General features: G+C 46.4%; 14 protein-coding genes and 2 pseudogenes. 7 read left to right on the top strand and 9 right to left on the bottom strand.

Going from position 1 to position 16,474, the window contains the following annotated elements; all coding sequences use genetic code 11:
* Positions 1 to 22: 22 nt before the first annotated feature.
* The 3 genes and pseudogenes from HV355_RS23665 to HV355_RS23655 form a co-directional block, all read left to right on the top strand.
* Positions 23 to 760 (top strand): annotated as a pseudogene (locus tag HV355_RS23665) (NAD(P)-binding domain-containing protein); the annotation flags it as partial.
* A gap of 17 nt (positions 761 to 777) precedes the next feature.
* Entirely contained in the window at positions 778 to 1,542 is a 765-nt protein-coding gene (locus HV355_RS23660; protein ID WP_042718056.1) for an NAD(P)-binding domain-containing protein, read from the top strand.
* 110 nt (positions 1,543 to 1,652) lie between these two features.
* A pseudogene (locus HV355_RS23655) lies at positions 1,653 to 1,955 on the top strand (integrase); the annotation flags it as partial.
* A gap of 170 nt (positions 1,956 to 2,125) precedes the next feature.
* Here the strand turns inward: HV355_RS23655 and HV355_RS23650 are convergent.
* On the bottom strand, positions 2,126 to 3,109 hold the full coding sequence (locus HV355_RS23650) for a LysR family transcriptional regulator (RefSeq protein ID WP_127353584.1): 984 nt from the start codon (positions 3,107 to 3,109) through the stop codon (positions 2,126 to 2,128).
* Positions 3,110 to 3,216: 107 nt separating this feature from the next.
* On the opposite strand from HV355_RS23650, the gene HV355_RS23645 reads away from it, so the two are divergent.
* The 3 genes from HV355_RS23645 (at position 3,217) to HV355_RS23635 (ending at position 6,595) form a co-directional block, all read left to right on the top strand.
* Positions 3,217 to 4,353 carry a metallophosphoesterase gene (locus HV355_RS23645; protein WP_182403816.1) on the top strand — a complete coding sequence of 379 codons (1,137 nt, stop codon included), beginning with the start codon at positions 3,217 to 3,219 and terminating at the stop codon, positions 4,351 to 4,353.
* Between the two features lie 204 nt (positions 4,354 to 4,557).
* On the top strand, positions 4,558 to 5,766 hold the full coding sequence (locus HV355_RS23640; RefSeq protein ID WP_049137808.1) for an MFS transporter: 1,209 nt from the start codon (positions 4,558 to 4,560) through the stop codon (positions 5,764 to 5,766).
* Positions 5,756 to 6,595: an SDR family oxidoreductase gene (locus tag HV355_RS23635; protein WP_042718063.1), complete on the top strand. Its 840-nt coding sequence runs from the start codon at positions 5,756 to 5,758 to the stop codon at positions 6,593 to 6,595. The genes HV355_RS23640 and HV355_RS23635 overlap by 11 nt, the downstream gene beginning before the upstream one ends.
* A 130-nt stretch (positions 6,596 to 6,725) precedes the next feature.
* Here HV355_RS23635 and HV355_RS23630 read toward each other — a convergent pair whose 3' ends face one another.
* The 4 genes from HV355_RS23630 to HV355_RS23615 all read right to left on the bottom strand — a co-directional run bounded on the left by HV355_RS23630 (position 6,726) and on the right by HV355_RS23615 (position 9,982).
* Positions 6,726 to 7,529: an SDR family NAD(P)-dependent oxidoreductase gene (locus tag HV355_RS23630; protein WP_042718064.1), complete on the bottom strand. Its 804-nt coding sequence runs from the start codon at positions 7,527 to 7,529 to the stop codon at positions 6,726 to 6,728.
* A gap of 67 nt (positions 7,530 to 7,596) precedes the next feature.
* Positions 7,597 to 8,481, bottom strand: a complete 885-nt coding sequence (locus HV355_RS23625; RefSeq protein ID WP_042718065.1) for an NAD(P)-dependent oxidoreductase — start codon at positions 8,479 to 8,481, stop codon at positions 7,597 to 7,599.
* Between the two features lie 337 nt (positions 8,482 to 8,818).
* Entirely contained in the window at positions 8,819 to 9,115 is a 297-nt protein-coding gene (locus HV355_RS23620; RefSeq protein ID WP_047668715.1) for a helix-turn-helix transcriptional regulator, read from the bottom strand.
* Between the two features lie 306 nt (positions 9,116 to 9,421).
* Entirely contained in the window at positions 9,422 to 9,982 is a 561-nt protein-coding gene (locus tag HV355_RS23615; RefSeq protein WP_042718066.1) for a hypothetical protein, read from the bottom strand.
* 97 nt (positions 9,983 to 10,079) lie between these two features.
* Between HV355_RS23615 and HV355_RS23610 the strand changes: the two genes are divergently transcribed.
* Positions 10,080 to 10,412: a helix-turn-helix transcriptional regulator gene (locus tag HV355_RS23610; RefSeq protein WP_042718067.1), complete on the top strand. Its 333-nt coding sequence runs from the start codon at positions 10,080 to 10,082 to the stop codon at positions 10,410 to 10,412.
* A gap of 195 nt (positions 10,413 to 10,607) precedes the next feature.
* On the opposite strand, the gene HV355_RS23605 is transcribed toward HV355_RS23610, so the two are convergent.
* Genes HV355_RS23605 through HV355_RS23590 form a run of 4 tightly spaced genes read right to left on the bottom strand, consistent with a single transcriptional unit; the run spans position 10,608 to position 16,319 of the window.
* Positions 10,608 to 11,051, bottom strand: coding sequence for a hypothetical protein (locus tag HV355_RS23605; RefSeq protein WP_042718069.1), 444 nt, complete (start codon positions 11,049 to 11,051; stop codon positions 10,608 to 10,610).
* Complete coding sequence (locus HV355_RS23600; RefSeq protein ID WP_042718071.1) at positions 11,051 to 13,414, bottom strand: hypothetical protein; 2,364 nt, start codon at positions 13,412 to 13,414, stop codon at positions 11,051 to 11,053. Before HV355_RS23600 ends, HV355_RS23605 begins: the two co-directional genes overlap by 1 nt.
* Positions 13,411 to 14,961 (bottom strand): site-specific integrase, encoded by a 1,551-nt coding sequence (locus tag HV355_RS23595; RefSeq protein WP_182403814.1) that lies wholly within the window; start codon positions 14,959 to 14,961, stop codon positions 13,411 to 13,413. Before HV355_RS23595 ends, HV355_RS23600 begins: the two co-directional genes overlap by 4 nt.
* Positions 14,958 to 16,319: a site-specific integrase gene (locus HV355_RS23590; RefSeq protein ID WP_182403812.1), complete on the bottom strand. Its 1,362-nt coding sequence runs from the start codon at positions 16,317 to 16,319 to the stop codon at positions 14,958 to 14,960. The genes HV355_RS23595 and HV355_RS23590 overlap by 4 nt, the downstream gene beginning before the upstream one ends.
* Positions 16,320 to 16,474 lie beyond the last annotated feature (155 nt).

Raw genomic sequence — 16,474 nt, 5'->3', positions numbered from 1 at the left:
CTCCACTCAGACAAAAGGTACTGGTATGAAAATAGGCATTATTGGCGCTGGAAACATTGGTGCGACTCTGGCACATAAGCTCTCTGTGCAGGGCCATGAGGTCAAACTGGCTAACTCAAGGGGACCGGAAACAATTGCAGAGATTGCGCGAAGAGCTGGGGCGCTGGCGGTTGAGCGTCAGGAAGCCGTACGAGATGTGGATGTCATCATCCTCTCTACGCCCTTTGATAAGCATGCTGAACTGGCTGAACTCTTGCGTGATGTTCCGGAGAGCGTGATCGTCATTGATACGTCTAACTACTATCCCTTCCGCGACGGGGACATTGAAGAGATCCGTGAAGGCAAACCTGAAAGCGTGTATGCCAGTGAAATAGTCAAACGCCCTCTTGTCAAAGCCTGGAACGCTGTTCTGGCCGAGACGCTTAAAGATAAAGGGCTGGTTGCCGGTTCACCCTCACGTATCGCTATTCCGGTTGCCGGCGACAGTACGGTAGCAAAATCTGTTGCACTAGAACTGGTCAGTCAGACCGGTTTCGATGCAGTTGATGCCGGTACGCTTAGCGAATCATGGCGGCAACAGCCCGGCACGCCAGCCTACTGTACTGAGCTAAAAACCGGAGAGCTTGAAGCAGCCCTTAAGGCAGCGGATAAAACTCGCGCTCCACTAAACAGAGATGCGTTGATCAAGGAGTTTATGTCTGCAGGCGAACAACTCACTCATGATGCCATCGTTAAACGTAACCGTGCAGTAACGGCCTGAGCCAAAAAGGGGATGTTATGATTAATTATGAAAAGTACCGGATTGCTGTTCTGGGAACCGGCCATATCGGTAAAACGCTTGCTCGCAGTCTCGCCTCTGCCGGTCACTCCGTTAAGGTTGCAAATTCACGTGGGCCTGAAACGATAGCCCCCGACGTGCTTGAAACGGGCGCTGAAGCAGCCGATGCAGCCAGTGCAGTACAGGATGCACAGGTTGTCATCCTGTCCATACCTATGGCAAAGGTTGCGGATATCGCGCCTCTGATCCGGACATTACCCAGTCATGTTATCGTTGCTGACACGTCGAACTATTACCCACATCGCGACGGAATCATCGATGGGTTCTCAGATGGTCAGGTCGAAAGCGCGTGGGTAGCGCATCTCCTGAACCGTCCACTGGTGAAGGCCTGGAATGCAATAGGTTCAGATTCTCTCGCTACAAAAGGTAAAGCAGAGGGTACAGCAGGACGTATTTCAATTCCGGTGGCAGGGAATATCGTAGAGCACAAAAAATTGATTATGCGTCTTGTCAGTGATACGGGGTTTGACGCCTTCGATGCAGGTACAGTTGAGGAGTCATGGCGTCAACAACCGGGTGCACCTTGCTACTGTACTGACCTCACATTTGATGAAATGAAGTCAGCGATCGCCGCAACGGAAAAAACACGGCTGCCTGCGCGTCGGGATATTGCTGTTCAGGCAATTCAGGAGCGAATGGGCGATAAGCAATCCAATCCGACTGCAGATTATATTGTTCGATTACACCGGGCTCTTTTTATGTAATCCGTAAGCCATATTTCATTTATCGATGTATGAGCGAAAATGCAAACATCTGCTCTTCGCTCATAAGAGACAACCATACTCAAATCTCCCACATTGCAGGAGATTTGAGTATGAACACGTCACCGTGGAATAAAGACCGTATCATAGGCCAAAAAAGACCACTTCAGATATCTCATATCTGGGGGATCCGAATCCGGCTTGAACTGGAAGGTAAAACGCGTGATTTAGCTCTGTTCAATATGGCCTTAGACAGTAAGCTACGAGGCTGCGATCTGGTGAACCTCAAAGTATCTGATGTTGCATATGGTAGCTCGGTTTCAAGCAGAGCAACGGTGCTGCAACAGAAAACCGGTAGCCCTGTGCAATTTGAGATAACCAAAGGGACAAGAGAAGCTGTTGCTGCATTGATAAAGTGCGGGGAGAAGCAGTGGGGTTGAGTGGTATATTGTTGAGCATGACGCGCCAAAAGATCCCTAGACTATCATAACGACCTCACGTCATAACCTTAAGGAAATGCTTCAAAAACATCCGTAACAGGTTATGAAATTCAGGCTCAGGTGATTTGCGAATCCCTGAGCCTGATTCAGGCTGAAACTGCATGTGTTAGTTCTATTTCTTCTCTCAGAGTTTCGATAAGTTCCTTTAATCCCTGGGGAACTTGTCTGTGACCTGGATAGTACAGATACATCGGCTCTTCCAGAGGAGCCCATTCAGGAAGGACAATCCTGAGCCTGCCGTCACGAATATAATCACTCACCCGGTCTTCGAGGCAGTAAGCAATACCGACGCCGGACAGCGCCAGCTCAATTGCCAGCGCCGTTTCGCTCACACAGAGCTGCCCCCTGACGTCAACTACGCGATAGTCTTCTCCTTTACGGAATTCCCATTTGTAGATGACGCCTTGCCCGGTGCGCAGTTGAATGCAGTTATGCAGGCGCAGATCCTCAGGCACGGCAGGGGGAGTATGTTGATAAAGATAGCGTGGCGATGCCACCGCTACCCATCTGAGTTCTCCCCCCAGGCGGACTGCAACGAGATCTTCAGGAACGGTTCCGCCAAAGCGGATCCCGGCATCAAATCCTTCCTGGACGATATCGACCATTCTGTCATCAACGCTGATTTCGAGTTCCACTTCAGGATATTTGCTGATAAAGCGTGGAAGATGTCGCGCCATGATGAGGCGTGCTCCGTCACTCAGCACATTAAGCCTGAGCTTTCCAACGGGCCGATCGCGCATGCGGTTAATTTCCTCAAGCGCGTCGCCTATTTCTTTAAAGCCTGTTTCAAGACGCAGAGCAAGGCTTGCGCCCGCTTCGGTCGGAGAGACCGTACGGCTTGTTCTGTTCAACAACCTGACACCCAGGCGCGTCTCGAGATTGCGTATGGTATGGCTCAGCGCAGAGGTGGTGATCCCCAGTTCTATGGCGGCCTTAGTAAAACTGCGCCTTTTCTCAGTGATAAGAAATGCGTTGAGCTCAGCAAGATCGCTTCGGGTGAGCGTGGTAGACAGTCTGGAGGACATGGCGTTAAACCGTTGATTAAAATTCAATGCAATGTCAAATGACATTGCATTAAATCGTTCCTGAAGGATGGTAAGTTTAGATTCATTCAACAAAACGTTGCAACCCGCTGCCACGGCAAACTAACAGTTTTTAATTCCCGGGAGATTTCCGCGTGTTTCATATCTGGACCCTCATTCCAGCGCTTTACGTGCTGTTTCGTTTTATCAGGCCGCTTCCCGCCCCGGTTTCGGTAAAAATAGCCGTCGCAGGCGCAATGATTGTGGCCTGCGAGTTTCATCTGATCACGAAATTATTTACGGGGAATATGTTTTCTCCTGAGATACCAAAACCGTTGCTGCTGCTTACTACCGGGTTTTTCGGTATGACCGTCTTTATGGCAGTCCTGTTAGTACTGCGTGACCTGTTCTGGATATTGCACCGACTGTTATCAGGACGCCGGATGAAATGGCATACAGCTTTCTGGTTTATCCTGCCTGTTCTGGCGGCCATGCTCACAGCGCTGGCCCTGAAAAATGGTACAGCGGTTCCTGAAGTGAAAAAGATAGACGTCACGCTCAGGAGCCTGTCCCCCCGTTTTGATGGTTACCGGATAGTTCAACTGACGGATTTGCACGCCAGCAGACTGCTGCCGCGAAGCTGGATACAGGATGTTGTTACCCGCACCCGTGAGCTCGATGCGAATATGATTGTGGTTACCGGGGATATGATTGATGGCTGGCCAGAAGCGCGTTTCTCCGACATTGAGCCGCTTGGACAGCTGCGGGCTGAGGACGGCGTTTTTGCCGTAACGGGCAATCATGAATATTACTTCGGCGCTGAAAACTGGATCCAGACCTTTGAAAAACTGGGCATGCATTTTCTTAATAATGCCGGTTACCGTATAAGCCGTGGCAGCGACTCGCTGTATCTGTCGGGCGTGACGGATGTCGTTGCGCCATCATACGGCCTGCCGGGTCCTGATCTGTCCCTGGCCCTGAAGTTTTCCCGCCCGGGTGAAACCGTCATCCTTCTTGACCACAGGCCTGAAAATGCTGACGAGGCCGCAGAAAGCGGAGTTAGCCTTCAGCTTTCCGGACATACTCACGGCGGTATGATTGCCGGTCTCGACAGGCTGGTCGCATCGGCTAATAACGGTTTTGTGTCCGGGCTGTATGAAGCAGGGCCCCTGAAGCTTTACGTCAGCAACGGTTCCGGCATCTGGAACGGTTTTCCCTTCCGGCTTGGAAAACCTGCCGAAATAACGCTTATCACCCTGCATGGCGAAACCAGCAACAGAATTGTTGAATAATACTCATCGTTACTGACTATCTGATTCATCAATAACCGAAAGGAGACGTTTATAGTTTATTTCAGTTCAATATACCACTGCCTGTTGCCGTTCTTTCCTGAACGTTGTGACTCATAAGTTGCACATAGCTGAGAGCCCTTACCCGACTGGTAGCGGTTCTTCTTTTTTGCACCCGGCAGTGAACGGGATCAGGAGTCATAGTCAATGTCTGAACAAACGCTTTCACGGCAGGATGAACGTATTCATCCACCTGTGGGTCTTTTTCCGGCCATGCTTGCGCTGGGCGCGGGCGGATTATGCATCGGAACGGGCGAGTTTGCGCCCATGAGCCTCCTGCCGGATCTTGCGCGGGGAACCGGCGTTTCAATCCCTGCCGCGGGAGGCTATATCAGCGCCTATGCTGCAGGCGTGGTGGTCGGTGCCCCTGCGATCGCGGTGCTTGGCGCGCGCCGGGCCCGTAAAAACCTTCTGCTGATATTGTTAATTATTACACTTGCAGGCTATGCCCTGAGCGCTCTGGCCATGGGCTATAATTCCATGTTCGCAGCACGCTTTATTGCTGGTATGCCTCATGGCGCCTGGTACGGCGTTTCCGCGCTCGTGGCGGCTTCAATGGTCTCGCCACAGCACAAAGCCCGGTATATCGGTTACGTTATGCTGGGACTGGCCGTAGCGAACGTTGCCGGCGTTCCGCTTGTCACATGGGCGGGCCAGACGCTGGGCTGGAGAATCTCTTTCTGGATGGTGGCAGCGGGCCTGGTGCTGACGTCCATAATGGTTATGCTTTTTGTCCCATCCGTGGCGGCCGACAGGTCCGCTTCACCGCTCAAGGAACTTGGCGCGCTGAAGAGCCCACAGATCCTAATGACGTTTGCCGTCGCTTCAGTCAGCTTTGCGGGCATGTTTGCCGTATACAGCTTTATCACCCCGGCGCTGACGAAAGCTGCCGGGTTTTCAACCTCAGCCGTGCCATGGATCCTGGTTCTCTGGGGGGCGGGCATGGTTGCTGGCAACATTATCGGTGGCAGGCTGGCGGACATTGCGCTGATCCCATCCATATTTGGCATCATCGCCTGGAACATCGTCTTTCTGGGCCTGTTTTCCCTTACGGGCACACTGCAGACCCCGGTTCTCATCGTGCTGTTTATGCTCGGGTGCGGATTTTCGCTCGTGCCAGCGCTTCAGGCCCATATGATGAACATTGCCGGTGAGGCACAGACTCTGGCGTCATCCCTGACACACAGCGCGTTTAATATTTCCAATGCGCTTGGCGCAGCTGCAGGCGGTTTCGTTATCGCTTCGAGAGGAAGCTGGCTCTCTACGGGGTGGGTTGGGGCTGCTTTTTCCCTGTTAGCACTTCTTCTTATGTTCTTATCGGTACGCATTACTGACGGGAGAAATCATGAACGATAAAGTCATCAGTACAGGTAACGTTGCCGTAATAACCGGCGCGGCGAGAGGTATTGGCGCTGCGGCGGCAAGGGAGCTGGCACGAAAGGGCATGAAGCTTTGTCTTTTTGACCGGAACAGACAGGCGCTCGAGCAGCTGGCCGGCGAACTGGAGGTTGAAACGCTGCTGGTCACTGGCGACATTACCCGTGATGAAGATCTCCAACAGCTCAAGGACACCGTTTACAGCGCCTGGGGGAAAGTAAATCTGCTGTTTAACAATGCCGGCGTGAAAATAGCTGCCGGAGCCTGTGATTCCCCAACTCTCTGGCGACAGCAGATGGAGGTAAACCTGCTGTCCATGGTTGCCACACAGCATATTTTTCTGCCGGAAATGTTAAAAATGGATGAGAACGGTGCGATCGTTAACCTGGGCTCGAAGGAGGGTATTACGACCCCACCAGGGTTCGCAGCCTATAACGCCTCAAAGGCAGCCGTAAAGGTGCTGACGGAGCAGCTGTCTCATCAGCTTGTGAAGGAAACCGGCATCAGGCTCACCGCTCATCTTCTGGTGCCAGGCTATACCTGGACCGATATGAACGATCCTGGCATGAACGAGCGCAGCGGTAACAAGCCAGATGAAGCGTGGATGGCTGCGCAGGTTATTGACTATTTCCTCCCGCGCTTTGAGCGGGGTGACTTCTATATCATCTGCCCTGATAACGCTGTGACCAGCGAGATGGATGCTAAGCGTATCCTCTGGGCCGCCCAGGATATGCTGGACAACCGCCCGGCCCTGTCGCGCTGGCATCCTGACTGGAAGACGGCTTTTGAACGCTGGATGAAAAACTGATGTGTCATCGGTAGCCCGCTCCGGGGCTGGTTGCCTAAAAGATGAAATGAGGTCGTCAGCAACCATGCTTTTGGCATTGTATTTATGCTGATGAAAGAGGCGCCGGGCTGATGCCCGGCGCCGTGCGGATTTACTTTTTTGTGGCAGAGTCGGGTTCAGAAATGATTCGGTGACGCTGAGCCTTATGTGACTCACTCATCATTCTGTTCATCACCTCGCCCTCATATTCGGCATATTCACTGCCATAGACAAATTCATGTCCTGTCATCAGGGCATACCAGGCACGTTTTGCCACTTCTTTCGGATCGTCCTTTTTCATCGAACCTACGGTCGTGCTGGCCTGTCCTGCATTTTTGAAGAAATTGGTCTCCGTTGCCCCAGGCATCAGAAGCGTCATTGATAAACCGCTCCCCATCAGCTCGTTACGTATGGCGTAAAAAAAGGAGTTTACGAAAGCCTTTGACGCCCCGTAAACCGCTTCGAAAGGTATTGGCGCCGAGCCGGAAAGCGACGATGTGATAAGAACGTGCCCGTTATCCTGCTCAACGAGCCGCGGGATAAATATTTTAGAAAGATGTACCACAGCATCAACGTTGAGCCGGATTAATCTAAGCTCTTTTTCAAGATCGGTACCGTCGATAAACGCGCCGCCGAGTCCCTGGCCGGCGTTGATGATCAGTGCATTAGGGGCTAAACCGGCATCATCCATTCTGGCCTGCAGGTCTGTTATCTGGTCATACTCACTCAGGTCAGCACTGAACGCGTGTACGTTAACTGAAAAACGTTTTTGCAGGTTTTCACCCGTGGCTGAAAGTTTTTTTTCATCCCTGGCGACGATGACAAGATCGTATCCGTTAGCTGCAAATTCTTCAGCAAGTGCAAGGCCGATACCGTTGCTCGAGCCAGTAATAAGAGCCAGTTTTTTCTCACTCATATGATTCTCCGGTTAAAGGGGTTAACCGGCCATGTGCAGGCCGGTAGCAAAGGAGGGCGCGTGAGCTTCACACGCTATCGGTCCAGCGGTGCGCTGGGCGATATCCCAGGACGCGCATTGCCTTTTCGCTGCTGAGTGCTGACTCATTACCTACAAAATTTTTACGCTGTTCAACGCCTGGATAGTAGCGGTCCAGAAGTTCCTGTGTGGGGGTTCGCATGCAGGTCACATCGCTGGTAATAAAGAACTCATCTTTACCCCTGACATCATATTCGACAGCTTTCTCAATCGCCTGGGCTACATCCCGGACGTCAACATAAGTCCACATATTCCATTGCCTTACGGCAGGATCGTTCTGCCAGCTTTCAAACTGCGCGTACTCTTCCGGCGCCATAACATTAGAAAGCCGCAGACAGGTAATGCGCATGTCAGCGTTATTAAGGCAGAACTGACGGGCCATCTCTTCACCCAGCACTTTAGTCAGCGCATAAATGCTGATCCCCCGGGCCGGGTAGTGCTCATCCACCGGAACATAGGGGGCATCCCACTGGTCGTAAGGCACGCCGGTAGGGACTTCGCTCGATGACCAGATGATATTTTTTATTCCCAGCCGCCTGGATGCCTCAAATACGTTGAAGGTAACCAGCATATTATTTCTGAACTCGTCAGAATCAGGGATCATTCGGGGGTGAGGAATACTGGCAAGGTGAACCACGGCATCAAAGGCTGCAGGTTCAGGTCGTGAATAAACGTCTTCCCCGACGGAGGAAAGTGCGTCGAGCGTTGCACCAAAATCCTCTAAATCCGCGATCATCGCTGGATGGGCATCGGTTACGGGCTCTTTTTTATCGATGAGAAACAGGTCATAACCGGCTTTCTCAAGCCATTCTACTGTCACCCTGCCAATTTTCCCTGAAGCACCGGTAATGGCTATACGTTTTTTATCTGACATACTTCGTCCTTATGGTTGAGGTGCAAATCAACCCTAAGTTTTGTCGACAAAAAACAATATGTGATGAGACAGACTAAAAGCTTCTATTAATTCAATTCATCAATCGAAGTTTGTTTGTAGAACAGGCAGAATCCGTGAACTGATAAGAGGGCTTACACTGAAGCTCCAAAAATGAATGTCCGCTTATCGCTCACAGCGGACATTTAAACTGGTCAATTTATCCGCACCGAGCCAGAATCGGGCGTGGCTAAACAGTCTGAGTTGATCAATGGGGAAACAGATCAAATGCTTAGAGGCGGTGCCTGATGTCCAGACCTATCAAATAGGCTTGCTCCTATCACCATTCCTCACGCCTTGCCGGTGAATCAAACTCCTTTTCTACAAAATTCGTAGGCTTTGTATAAGTTGAAAGAGGTGCAGAACTGAGCGAAATCTCCACCCCTAAAATATTTAACACTTTGTATAGACGCTCAAAACTTGCTTTTGAAGGATTTGCTTCAAGGCGAGCATAAGTCTGCTGAGTTACACCCAACATGGCAGATAATTCTCTTTGAGTTAATCCTTTTGATTTACGAAAACCAATTAAAAGTGGACGTAACTGGCTTAGAAGTCTAACGGGAAAAATAGTATCCATAAGTACGTGGCCATATCGATTTCTTCATAATAAATTCAATCCTCGTAAAAAACAGCCTGTAAGGTGTTTTATTACTTTACAGTTTAAAAGGTGTAAGGATGAACTCGTTGTTTAACTAGTACTGCTTGAATTTTAAAGGTTGCATTTCGCTCTGGCTGGGATTATATTTATTAAGGACTAGCATATAGTGGTGTACGCTGTTAACCTCATTGTAATGAGGCTGATCAGGGTATGAAGGGAGAGGGCGGACTCTGCTTCGCCCTCTCTCTTTCATGAACTTATTTAACTTTAAATATTTTTTAAAAGTCATTGCTTTATTGCAATGGTTTTATTAAAAATCCCAATCAATGTGTTTATTTTTTCATTTATCTTAATTTGCTTTTTCTCTTGTTCGAGAGAAAGTTTCCTGAATTCATTTTCCCTGCTCGGCACGGCAATTATCAATTCTTCATAAATCTCCTTTGCTCCTGATACTTTTTCCAACTCGCTGCTGTATTTTTCAATAAGAGTTCTTATTTGAATGTTTACATTGCTATGTTCATGACTGGTAGCACTTGAAATAAATTGACAGGGGCTTTTTTTGGGTGCCTCAATTAACTCTACATTTTCCTTTACGACATTGAATTCAGATGTAGCTGAGTATAAATATTGATACGCACCTAGTTTTCTTACTTTATTTAACAATCCCTTTCTAACCAGACCTTGAATTTGGTTATAAGCAAAAGCTTTTGCTTTTAAATAATTTTTCGGAAGTGAAAATCGCTCGATAAGAATTTTCGCTACTTCGTTACTGGTGAAGTTATCTTTGCCAATATAGATGATTGCAGAAAATATGTACGACTCAGGGTTGGTTACTCTACTATTCATATCACTAAAAAAAGGCTGTTAACTTAGGATTGCTAAGTATACAACAATGACAGATACTTAGACAATCTAAGCATCCGAGGCCGATGAAGATGATTCAGTGTCAGAAAAAAACCCGATACCAGAACGACTTAAAGAAGCGAGATGCAGGGCGGGACTATCACAGCGCTCTCTGGGGCTACTTATTGGCTTTGATCCCGCATCGGCTAGTAGTCGTATGAATCACTATGAGAAAGGGCGCCATGTCCCCGACATTGATACGCTTCGACGGATGGCGGCAGAGTTAAACGTGCCGTTGAACTACTTTTTTTGTGATGATCAGACGACAGCAGAACTTGCATTACTCATATCCCGAATGACAGAGGAAGAGCGAAGTAAACTTATCGAAGCACTCAAAACGTCTTCAGGTGACAACACTGCTGACAAAAAATGATGTTGTACAAACGCCTGCTAAACTTTGAAGGTAACAAAAGTGCAGTGCAATAAACCAAGCAGGGCATTACAGTAGTAGACGCCCTCTGAGAAAATGGGCTCTAATGAGTGGGCGTTGAAAGTTGCAATGCTCATCTTTCGAATAGAGCAAGGTGTTTATTCATGAGTTCGTAGTGCGAATATACCGCTATATCTATCATTGATCTTTTTTCCTTTTGTGTAATTCCATGATCAAATGCGGAGCAAGAAGGCTTTCTACCGGTATAACCGTATTGACTTTTACCGCTTTGACAATTTCAATCAATGACAAGGTATTCTGAGCTAGTTGTTCGCGAAGCTCTTTATTCTCTTCCTGTAACTGCTGATTACGACCAAGCAAGGCCTGCCGAGTCTTACGGTTCACATACTGCTGTTTTTCTTTGGGACGAAGATTCAGAGGCGATAGTTGTTGATCGACATAGGCTGCAATAAGACGCCTTCGTTCAATGTTACTTAATGTACTTAAGCCACCATTAATGATTCCTTTTGATTTAAGTCTGGCATGTAAGTTTTTAGCTGAAATAGGCGATTTATCAAACCCTTCAATCAACATCAACTGGAGTTCATGCTCTATCTGAGTATCCAATTCTTTACCACGCATTAGTTTTCTTCCTCTTTGTTTTTATGGTGCTCGAGGGCAAATAATTGAGCTAAAGTACGAATTTCACCTTCCACTTTTATCTCTCCAGACAGAATCTCTTGAGCAGAGAGAACTTGTAACAAGTTTGAGCGCCTGCGTAATTGCTCGCTTAAGGCATCCAGGTGAGTTAGATTTTCTTCGATATTGCCTTGTATTAACTGGTTGTCTGGAAGGGCCGCGATATACTGTTCAAAAGCGAGCGAAGCCTCGTTTAATGCCCGACCTTTTACTGCAATAGTTGAGTATTCATCAATACGACCTGTCAACGTGAAATGCTCACAGGGTTTCAATGCTTGGCACTTCATTCGATAAGGGCATCCCCACAAGTTAACGTCTCTCATGCAGGAGCCCAGTTTTAATGGATGCAATACCGCATGCCTTTGTACCATCTCAGACGCTTGTAATGGCCCTTCATTTTTACTGATTTCCTCGAAAGCAGCGGCTATGTCTTCGAATAATCCATCCCCTGACGACGCTTCAATGAAACCAGCAACATCGTTACGATCATCAAAGGTATGCAGGTTTGCCTTTATGTTGGTTTCCAGAGTTTGGGTACTATTAAACGTCATTAAACCGCTTTGCTTTACCATATCGAGAGGTGAATCAACGTCAACAGCAGTAAATGCTGACTGCTCCGGTACGGTTGGAACTAAAGGGGTTAGAGAAGCTGCTTTTCGCCGTTCCTTGAGAGCCAGGTGCTGATAATGCTGATTTTGAGTAATATCAACACGCCCCATCAACATCGCTTGTAAGTGGTCTGAGATCTCTGCAATTGCGAGAAAAGTATTAATGTTGTGTCGAGGGATATGCGTTCGGAGCTGAGTAGGGCGGCCGTCATCTTCAAGCAACCTGTATTTGCTGAAAACAGATACATAGCCAGCAACGTTACCTAGAAATTTGTTTAGGCCGTTATTATTTAGTGGTAGTGGCGTGGCTTTTAGTTGCAACACTCTCTTGAGAGTCAGTGATCCTTTGGGGAAAAGGAACAATAGCTCTTCATATTTAATCTCATATCTTTTGCCATTTTCTGCCCATGCATGAGTACAGGGAGTATTTGCACTGCTATCACCGAATTCACTTTTAAGAAAATGACTAAGATCAGACTTTGTAAAATATTTTTCTTTTTCATTACCTGATTTAAGGATGACTTTTGCCGGTATAAAGCCACGTTTCTCTAATGCTTTCGAAGCTTTATCACGTAAGCCTGCACGCCCCCGAAGCTCTGATGAGGACTGGACCATGTGTTTTACAATATCATCAAGCTCAACGAGTTCACTGGTAATATCACTGATTGGCTTTGGTAAATAATCAGAAAATTTTTTTGATCGTAAATATTCGATATGTTTGCGAAACTCAGTTGTTAGTAACTTCACCGACTTAAATATATTTTCGACCAGAGGTACAGCTAAAGGCTCGACCCAATGCGTTCGTTCGCCAGCCCCCTTAACACCAACATAGCGTATGCCAAGAAAATAATCTGGCAATCCTTTATTCCGCAGACGTTTGCTGAGATCAGAGTTATCTATATGTCGTTTGACCAAGGCATCCTGTCTGAGATTGAATGCCTCAACAGAACGGAATCCAGTGACGATCAGTAACAGAAGACAATTGAGGGCTATCTTTTCAGTACTGCTTTCAATTCGCTGGATTAACGACACGATATTGAGGAAACCTTTAATGGTAATCAGTGTATCTTCACCATCAGTGGAAGTATCATCCAGCTTGTCTTTTTCTTTTAGTGAGATTGTTTCCCGGGCTTTCCGGGTCAAATTAGTCTGATTGGTATAACAATCATCGGAAACATATTGCAATGTTACTAATGTGAAGGCGTGATGGTTTACTAATTTCTGAATCTTAACACAACGCCCCTTGTAGTTGGCTAGGTTGGTATCACCTGGCCGGGAAGCTGCACTCAGAGTATCCATTGCGCTACGTACGACATCTGTAGTCAGATAGATGGGATGTGTTTGCCCAGTTAACTTAATGAGAGCGCAGTACCATCGTTTCAAAATAATCAGCGTTGCGACAGCAACCGCAGAGGAAATACTGCGATTTCTCCCTCGATAGACGAGTACGAGCATCGCTTTCATGAACAACTGATAAGGCTCGGATACTGTATGGCGATCATCGATCCCTTTGAGCCGGTTAACCTCATCAAAACGTAATAAATTAGCCCCATTGCCACGTAACCAGCCGGAGCCTTTGATCCCACATATCCAGACAAAGCTATCCCATGATTCTGCAAAATCTGCTGCCAGATTCTCTTCGAACCAAGCTTTCTGTTCTATGATAAAAGTCTCAAAGTTCGCTATATTTTTTTTCATTTCCCACAACCTCTGACGTTATGCAAATGACAACGGGCAATCACTGACTTGATTTCTATTTGCGTCGTCTCGTGGATAGAAATTAGTGGATTGAGAGCATTACCAACACTATCTGATACTGCTATCAGCTCATCGACTTCTTTAGAGACGCTATTCAATACGCCCTGGTGATGGCCATCAAGGAAAGGGCGGTAATATAAGCAACCATAGCAGCAACGAACTTCACAGAAGGGGCATTCATCATCGGTTCTCGCACAGCCACCGATCTCATAGTGTAATCGATCACCAACCATACCAACCACTCGTCGACCTTCCCATTCTTTTGAAGGAACTAGTTTCCCAGTAAGCATCATAGCCACCATGTTTTGCCACACAGGGTTAGAACCGAGTGCTTTAGCGCGGATCAATGCCAAGGCTGGGGTCGCACGGATGTAGTGCTTTGCTACAACCAGAGATGAATGGCCGAGAATGTGAGCAATTTCCTCTGCACTAGCGCCCTGCATTGCAAGTGAGTGACCAACGTTGTGGCGCAAATCAGTTGATGTTATTGAAGGTAGGGCGGCTTCACCGCACGATACGGCAAACTGGTAATCTTGTGGGCTAAAGGATAGAATCGTTTGGCTAATCGACTGAGAAACAAATTTAGGTGCTGATCCCCCCATATTAAACATTTTATCGGTAGGTAATAATCTGGCTTCATCTATATAATGCTTAACCAGTGCACCGATTTCTGGCGGGAGCGCCAGAATCAACCGATCAGTAGTGACGTGTCTTTGTTTAGCATAAGGTAAAAGAACGCTATAACGAACCAACCCTGTTGTCGTATTGCAAGTATCGATTCGAAAGTCACCAGCAGCCAATTTAGCTAACTGAACCGGACGACTACCTGTGACATAACTTAGCCCCAGAACAGTGGCATTGCGAAGGTCCACCAGATTGTATTTTCTGCCTCGTGAGATAGCGGCAGCCATTTCAAAAAGACCTTTGCTGATCATGTTCTTTTCAAATGGGTCAAGAATATTATCTATGTTTTGATATACATTCCAATCATTTGAATTAGGGCGAGGGATCAATTCAAGGTCTTCGTAGTCATCTAAAGTAAAACCCGGAAATTCATCTACACAAAGAATTTTCAGACCAAAAACAATACAAAAAAAATAAGTCGGCAATAAGTTTTCCTTTTCAAGGAAAGAACTTAACAATTTAAAGTTAAACACTCCTTGCTTCGAAGCATATTCAATTGCGTCTAGCCATGCGCGATGCACACGATAAATAGTCCCAGGAGATTTTGATGATGCATAACGGTATAATATATACTTAATTAGTTTAGTCGTGTAATCATCCGTTTTGAAATTAATGTGTGACTGGCTACCTGAGTAATGGAACACCCAATCATTAGTCTCTGCAAATATATTCTTGTCATCAAAAACATCAGCTGACCTTAAGTGGATTTTTGAAGGGATGTAGAGACTTTTTATTTGTATCACTTGTTCACGTGAAAAAAAGACATGCTTATCTTCGCTTTCTATTGCTGGGATTTTATTCATTTGATAACCTCCCTAAACGCTTGATGTATCAATGAAAAAAATTCATCCTCTGAGGAGTCAACGGCAATACGTCTGACATTGGAAAAATTAGCTCGCTCAGAAAGAAAACGCCGGGCATAGAATTCTGGCATGCGGCTATTATGACTCCATCCACCTAAAAGACGAAGCTCATCTTTAGCTTCACTCATCAGACCTGCAATAGCGAAATCAACTCCGGCAAGCTTGCAATTTCTCATAACAGACTGATATTTAGCAGCATAAATTCTCTTTAAGATCAAATAAGCCCATGTATGGCGAGTTACGTGTGGGGTTATGCTAACTACAGAATCAATACTTTTTTCATCACTAAATTGCGGGTACTCTTTTTTAAATACACAATCAATTTTTGAGAAAATATCATATATAGAGTGATATGATAGAGGAGGCAAGTTACTTTTTGTTGATGTGAATATGAAGTTATGAGAGGTATTTTTACTTATTTTATCAATGTATATTTTCAAGTGGTTGTAATCATTTATGTCTAACGCTAAAACTCGATGCGCCCATGAGTTTTTTAATGACGGCAATCGTTTTCTTGGATCTCTGACATCATCATCTACAGAGGTCACTATGATACTGAATTGTCCGCCTTGGATGTTAGGTTTAATTGAGTGTTTTTCTAACAGGAGCAATTCACTTACTCGCAAACCATAATTCAAAAGAAGACGACAGATTAAATAATTTCTGAATTGAACTTCTCCAGCAGGGAAGGGATTAAGAGGATTTGGCTTGAAAGACGATTCTGGTCTAATAATCTCATAAAATCTCCTGACCATGTCTGCTGTAAGGCTATTAAAATGTTTGTGTGAATGCTTTTGCTTGCTGGGTCGAAAATCAGAACGATAGGTCGACAAACGCTTGGATAATTGTAAAGCATAACGAGAAAGCTCTTTTGGGGTGCCATCCATATAACGAGGAGAAACGTAAGTATTGATCAGATAGTTTATAAAACGGCAGACTGCATGTACATGATTTATATTAGTATTGTGCTTGCTAATTACTGCATATCCGAGTGTAGGCAACATAAGCTTTCCTGATTCAAGATAATGAAGAAATGCTTCAAGCTCACTAACCGCAATCGAAGGATTGTATCCAGACAATTGGAAGCTCAAGCAGAAAGTGACATCATGTTTTTGATACCAGTACTCATAAAAAAACTTTAGAGCTTGTAGCGTAGATGACTGCGTGGATTCGGAACGTGAAGCTAAGCGATCAATGAGAAAGAGAAGTGGAAACAGAAGCGGTAAGTTAGTAGTGGTGTCAACCAATGTCCAAAGTCGCCGGTTAGGAGCAACGCTCAACTGGTCAAGTACATACATCTGAGACATCCTCAGAGAGGTTCGTGGATATGAAGAAAATAGCTCTTAAACATAACGCCAGCAAACTAAAGATTAAGAGGGGGCTTAACCCTATGATTTTATGCGAGCCATCTAAGTTCATGAAGTAAGTTAACAATCAACATGATTTAACATAA

The organism is Enterobacter sp. RHBSTW-01064 (genome assembly GCF_014103035.1).
GTDB classification, from domain to species: domain Bacteria; phylum Pseudomonadota; class Gammaproteobacteria; order Enterobacterales; family Enterobacteriaceae; genus Enterobacter; species Enterobacter mori.
This window is presented reverse-complemented; position numbering and strand designations above follow the sequence as displayed.

Excerpts from the sequence above, each read along its gene's own strand:
- HV355_RS23630 (WP_042718064.1), bottom strand. The coding sequence starts at position 7,529 with ATGAGTGAGAAAAAACTGGCTCTTATTACTGGCTCGAGCAACGGTATC.
- HV355_RS23650 (WP_127353584.1), bottom strand. The coding sequence starts at position 3,109 with ATGTCATTTGACATTGCATTGAATTTTAATCAACGGTTTAACGCCATG.
- HV355_RS23600 (WP_042718071.1), bottom strand. The coding sequence starts at position 13,414 with ATGAAAAAAAATATAGCGAACTTTGAGACTTTTATCATAGAACAGAAA.
- HV355_RS23595 (WP_182403814.1), bottom strand. The coding sequence starts at position 14,961 with ATGAATAAAATCCCAGCAATAGAAAGCGAAGATAAGCATGTCTTTTTT.
- HV355_RS23620 (WP_047668715.1), bottom strand. The coding sequence starts at position 9,115 with ATGGATACTATTTTTCCCGTTAGACTTCTAAGCCAGTTACGTCCACTT.
- HV355_RS23615 (WP_042718066.1), bottom strand. The coding sequence starts at position 9,982 with ATGAATAGTAGAGTAACCAACCCTGAGTCGTACATATTTTCTGCAATC.
- HV355_RS23605 (WP_042718069.1), bottom strand. The coding sequence starts at position 11,051 with ATGCGTGGTAAAGAATTGGATACTCAGATAGAGCATGAACTCCAGTTG.
- HV355_RS23640 (WP_049137808.1), top strand. The coding sequence starts at position 4,558 with ATGTCTGAACAAACGCTTTCACGGCAGGATGAACGTATTCATCCACCT.
- HV355_RS23660 (WP_042718056.1), top strand. The coding sequence starts at position 778 with ATGATTAATTATGAAAAGTACCGGATTGCTGTTCTGGGAACCGGCCAT.
- HV355_RS23625 (WP_042718065.1), bottom strand. The coding sequence starts at position 8,481 with ATGTCAGATAAAAAACGTATAGCCATTACCGGTGCTTCAGGGAAAATT.
- HV355_RS23590 (WP_182403812.1), bottom strand. The coding sequence starts at position 16,319 with ATGTATGTACTTGACCAGTTGAGCGTTGCTCCTAACCGGCGACTTTGG.
- HV355_RS23635 (WP_042718063.1), top strand. The coding sequence starts at position 5,756 with ATGAACGATAAAGTCATCAGTACAGGTAACGTTGCCGTAATAACCGGC.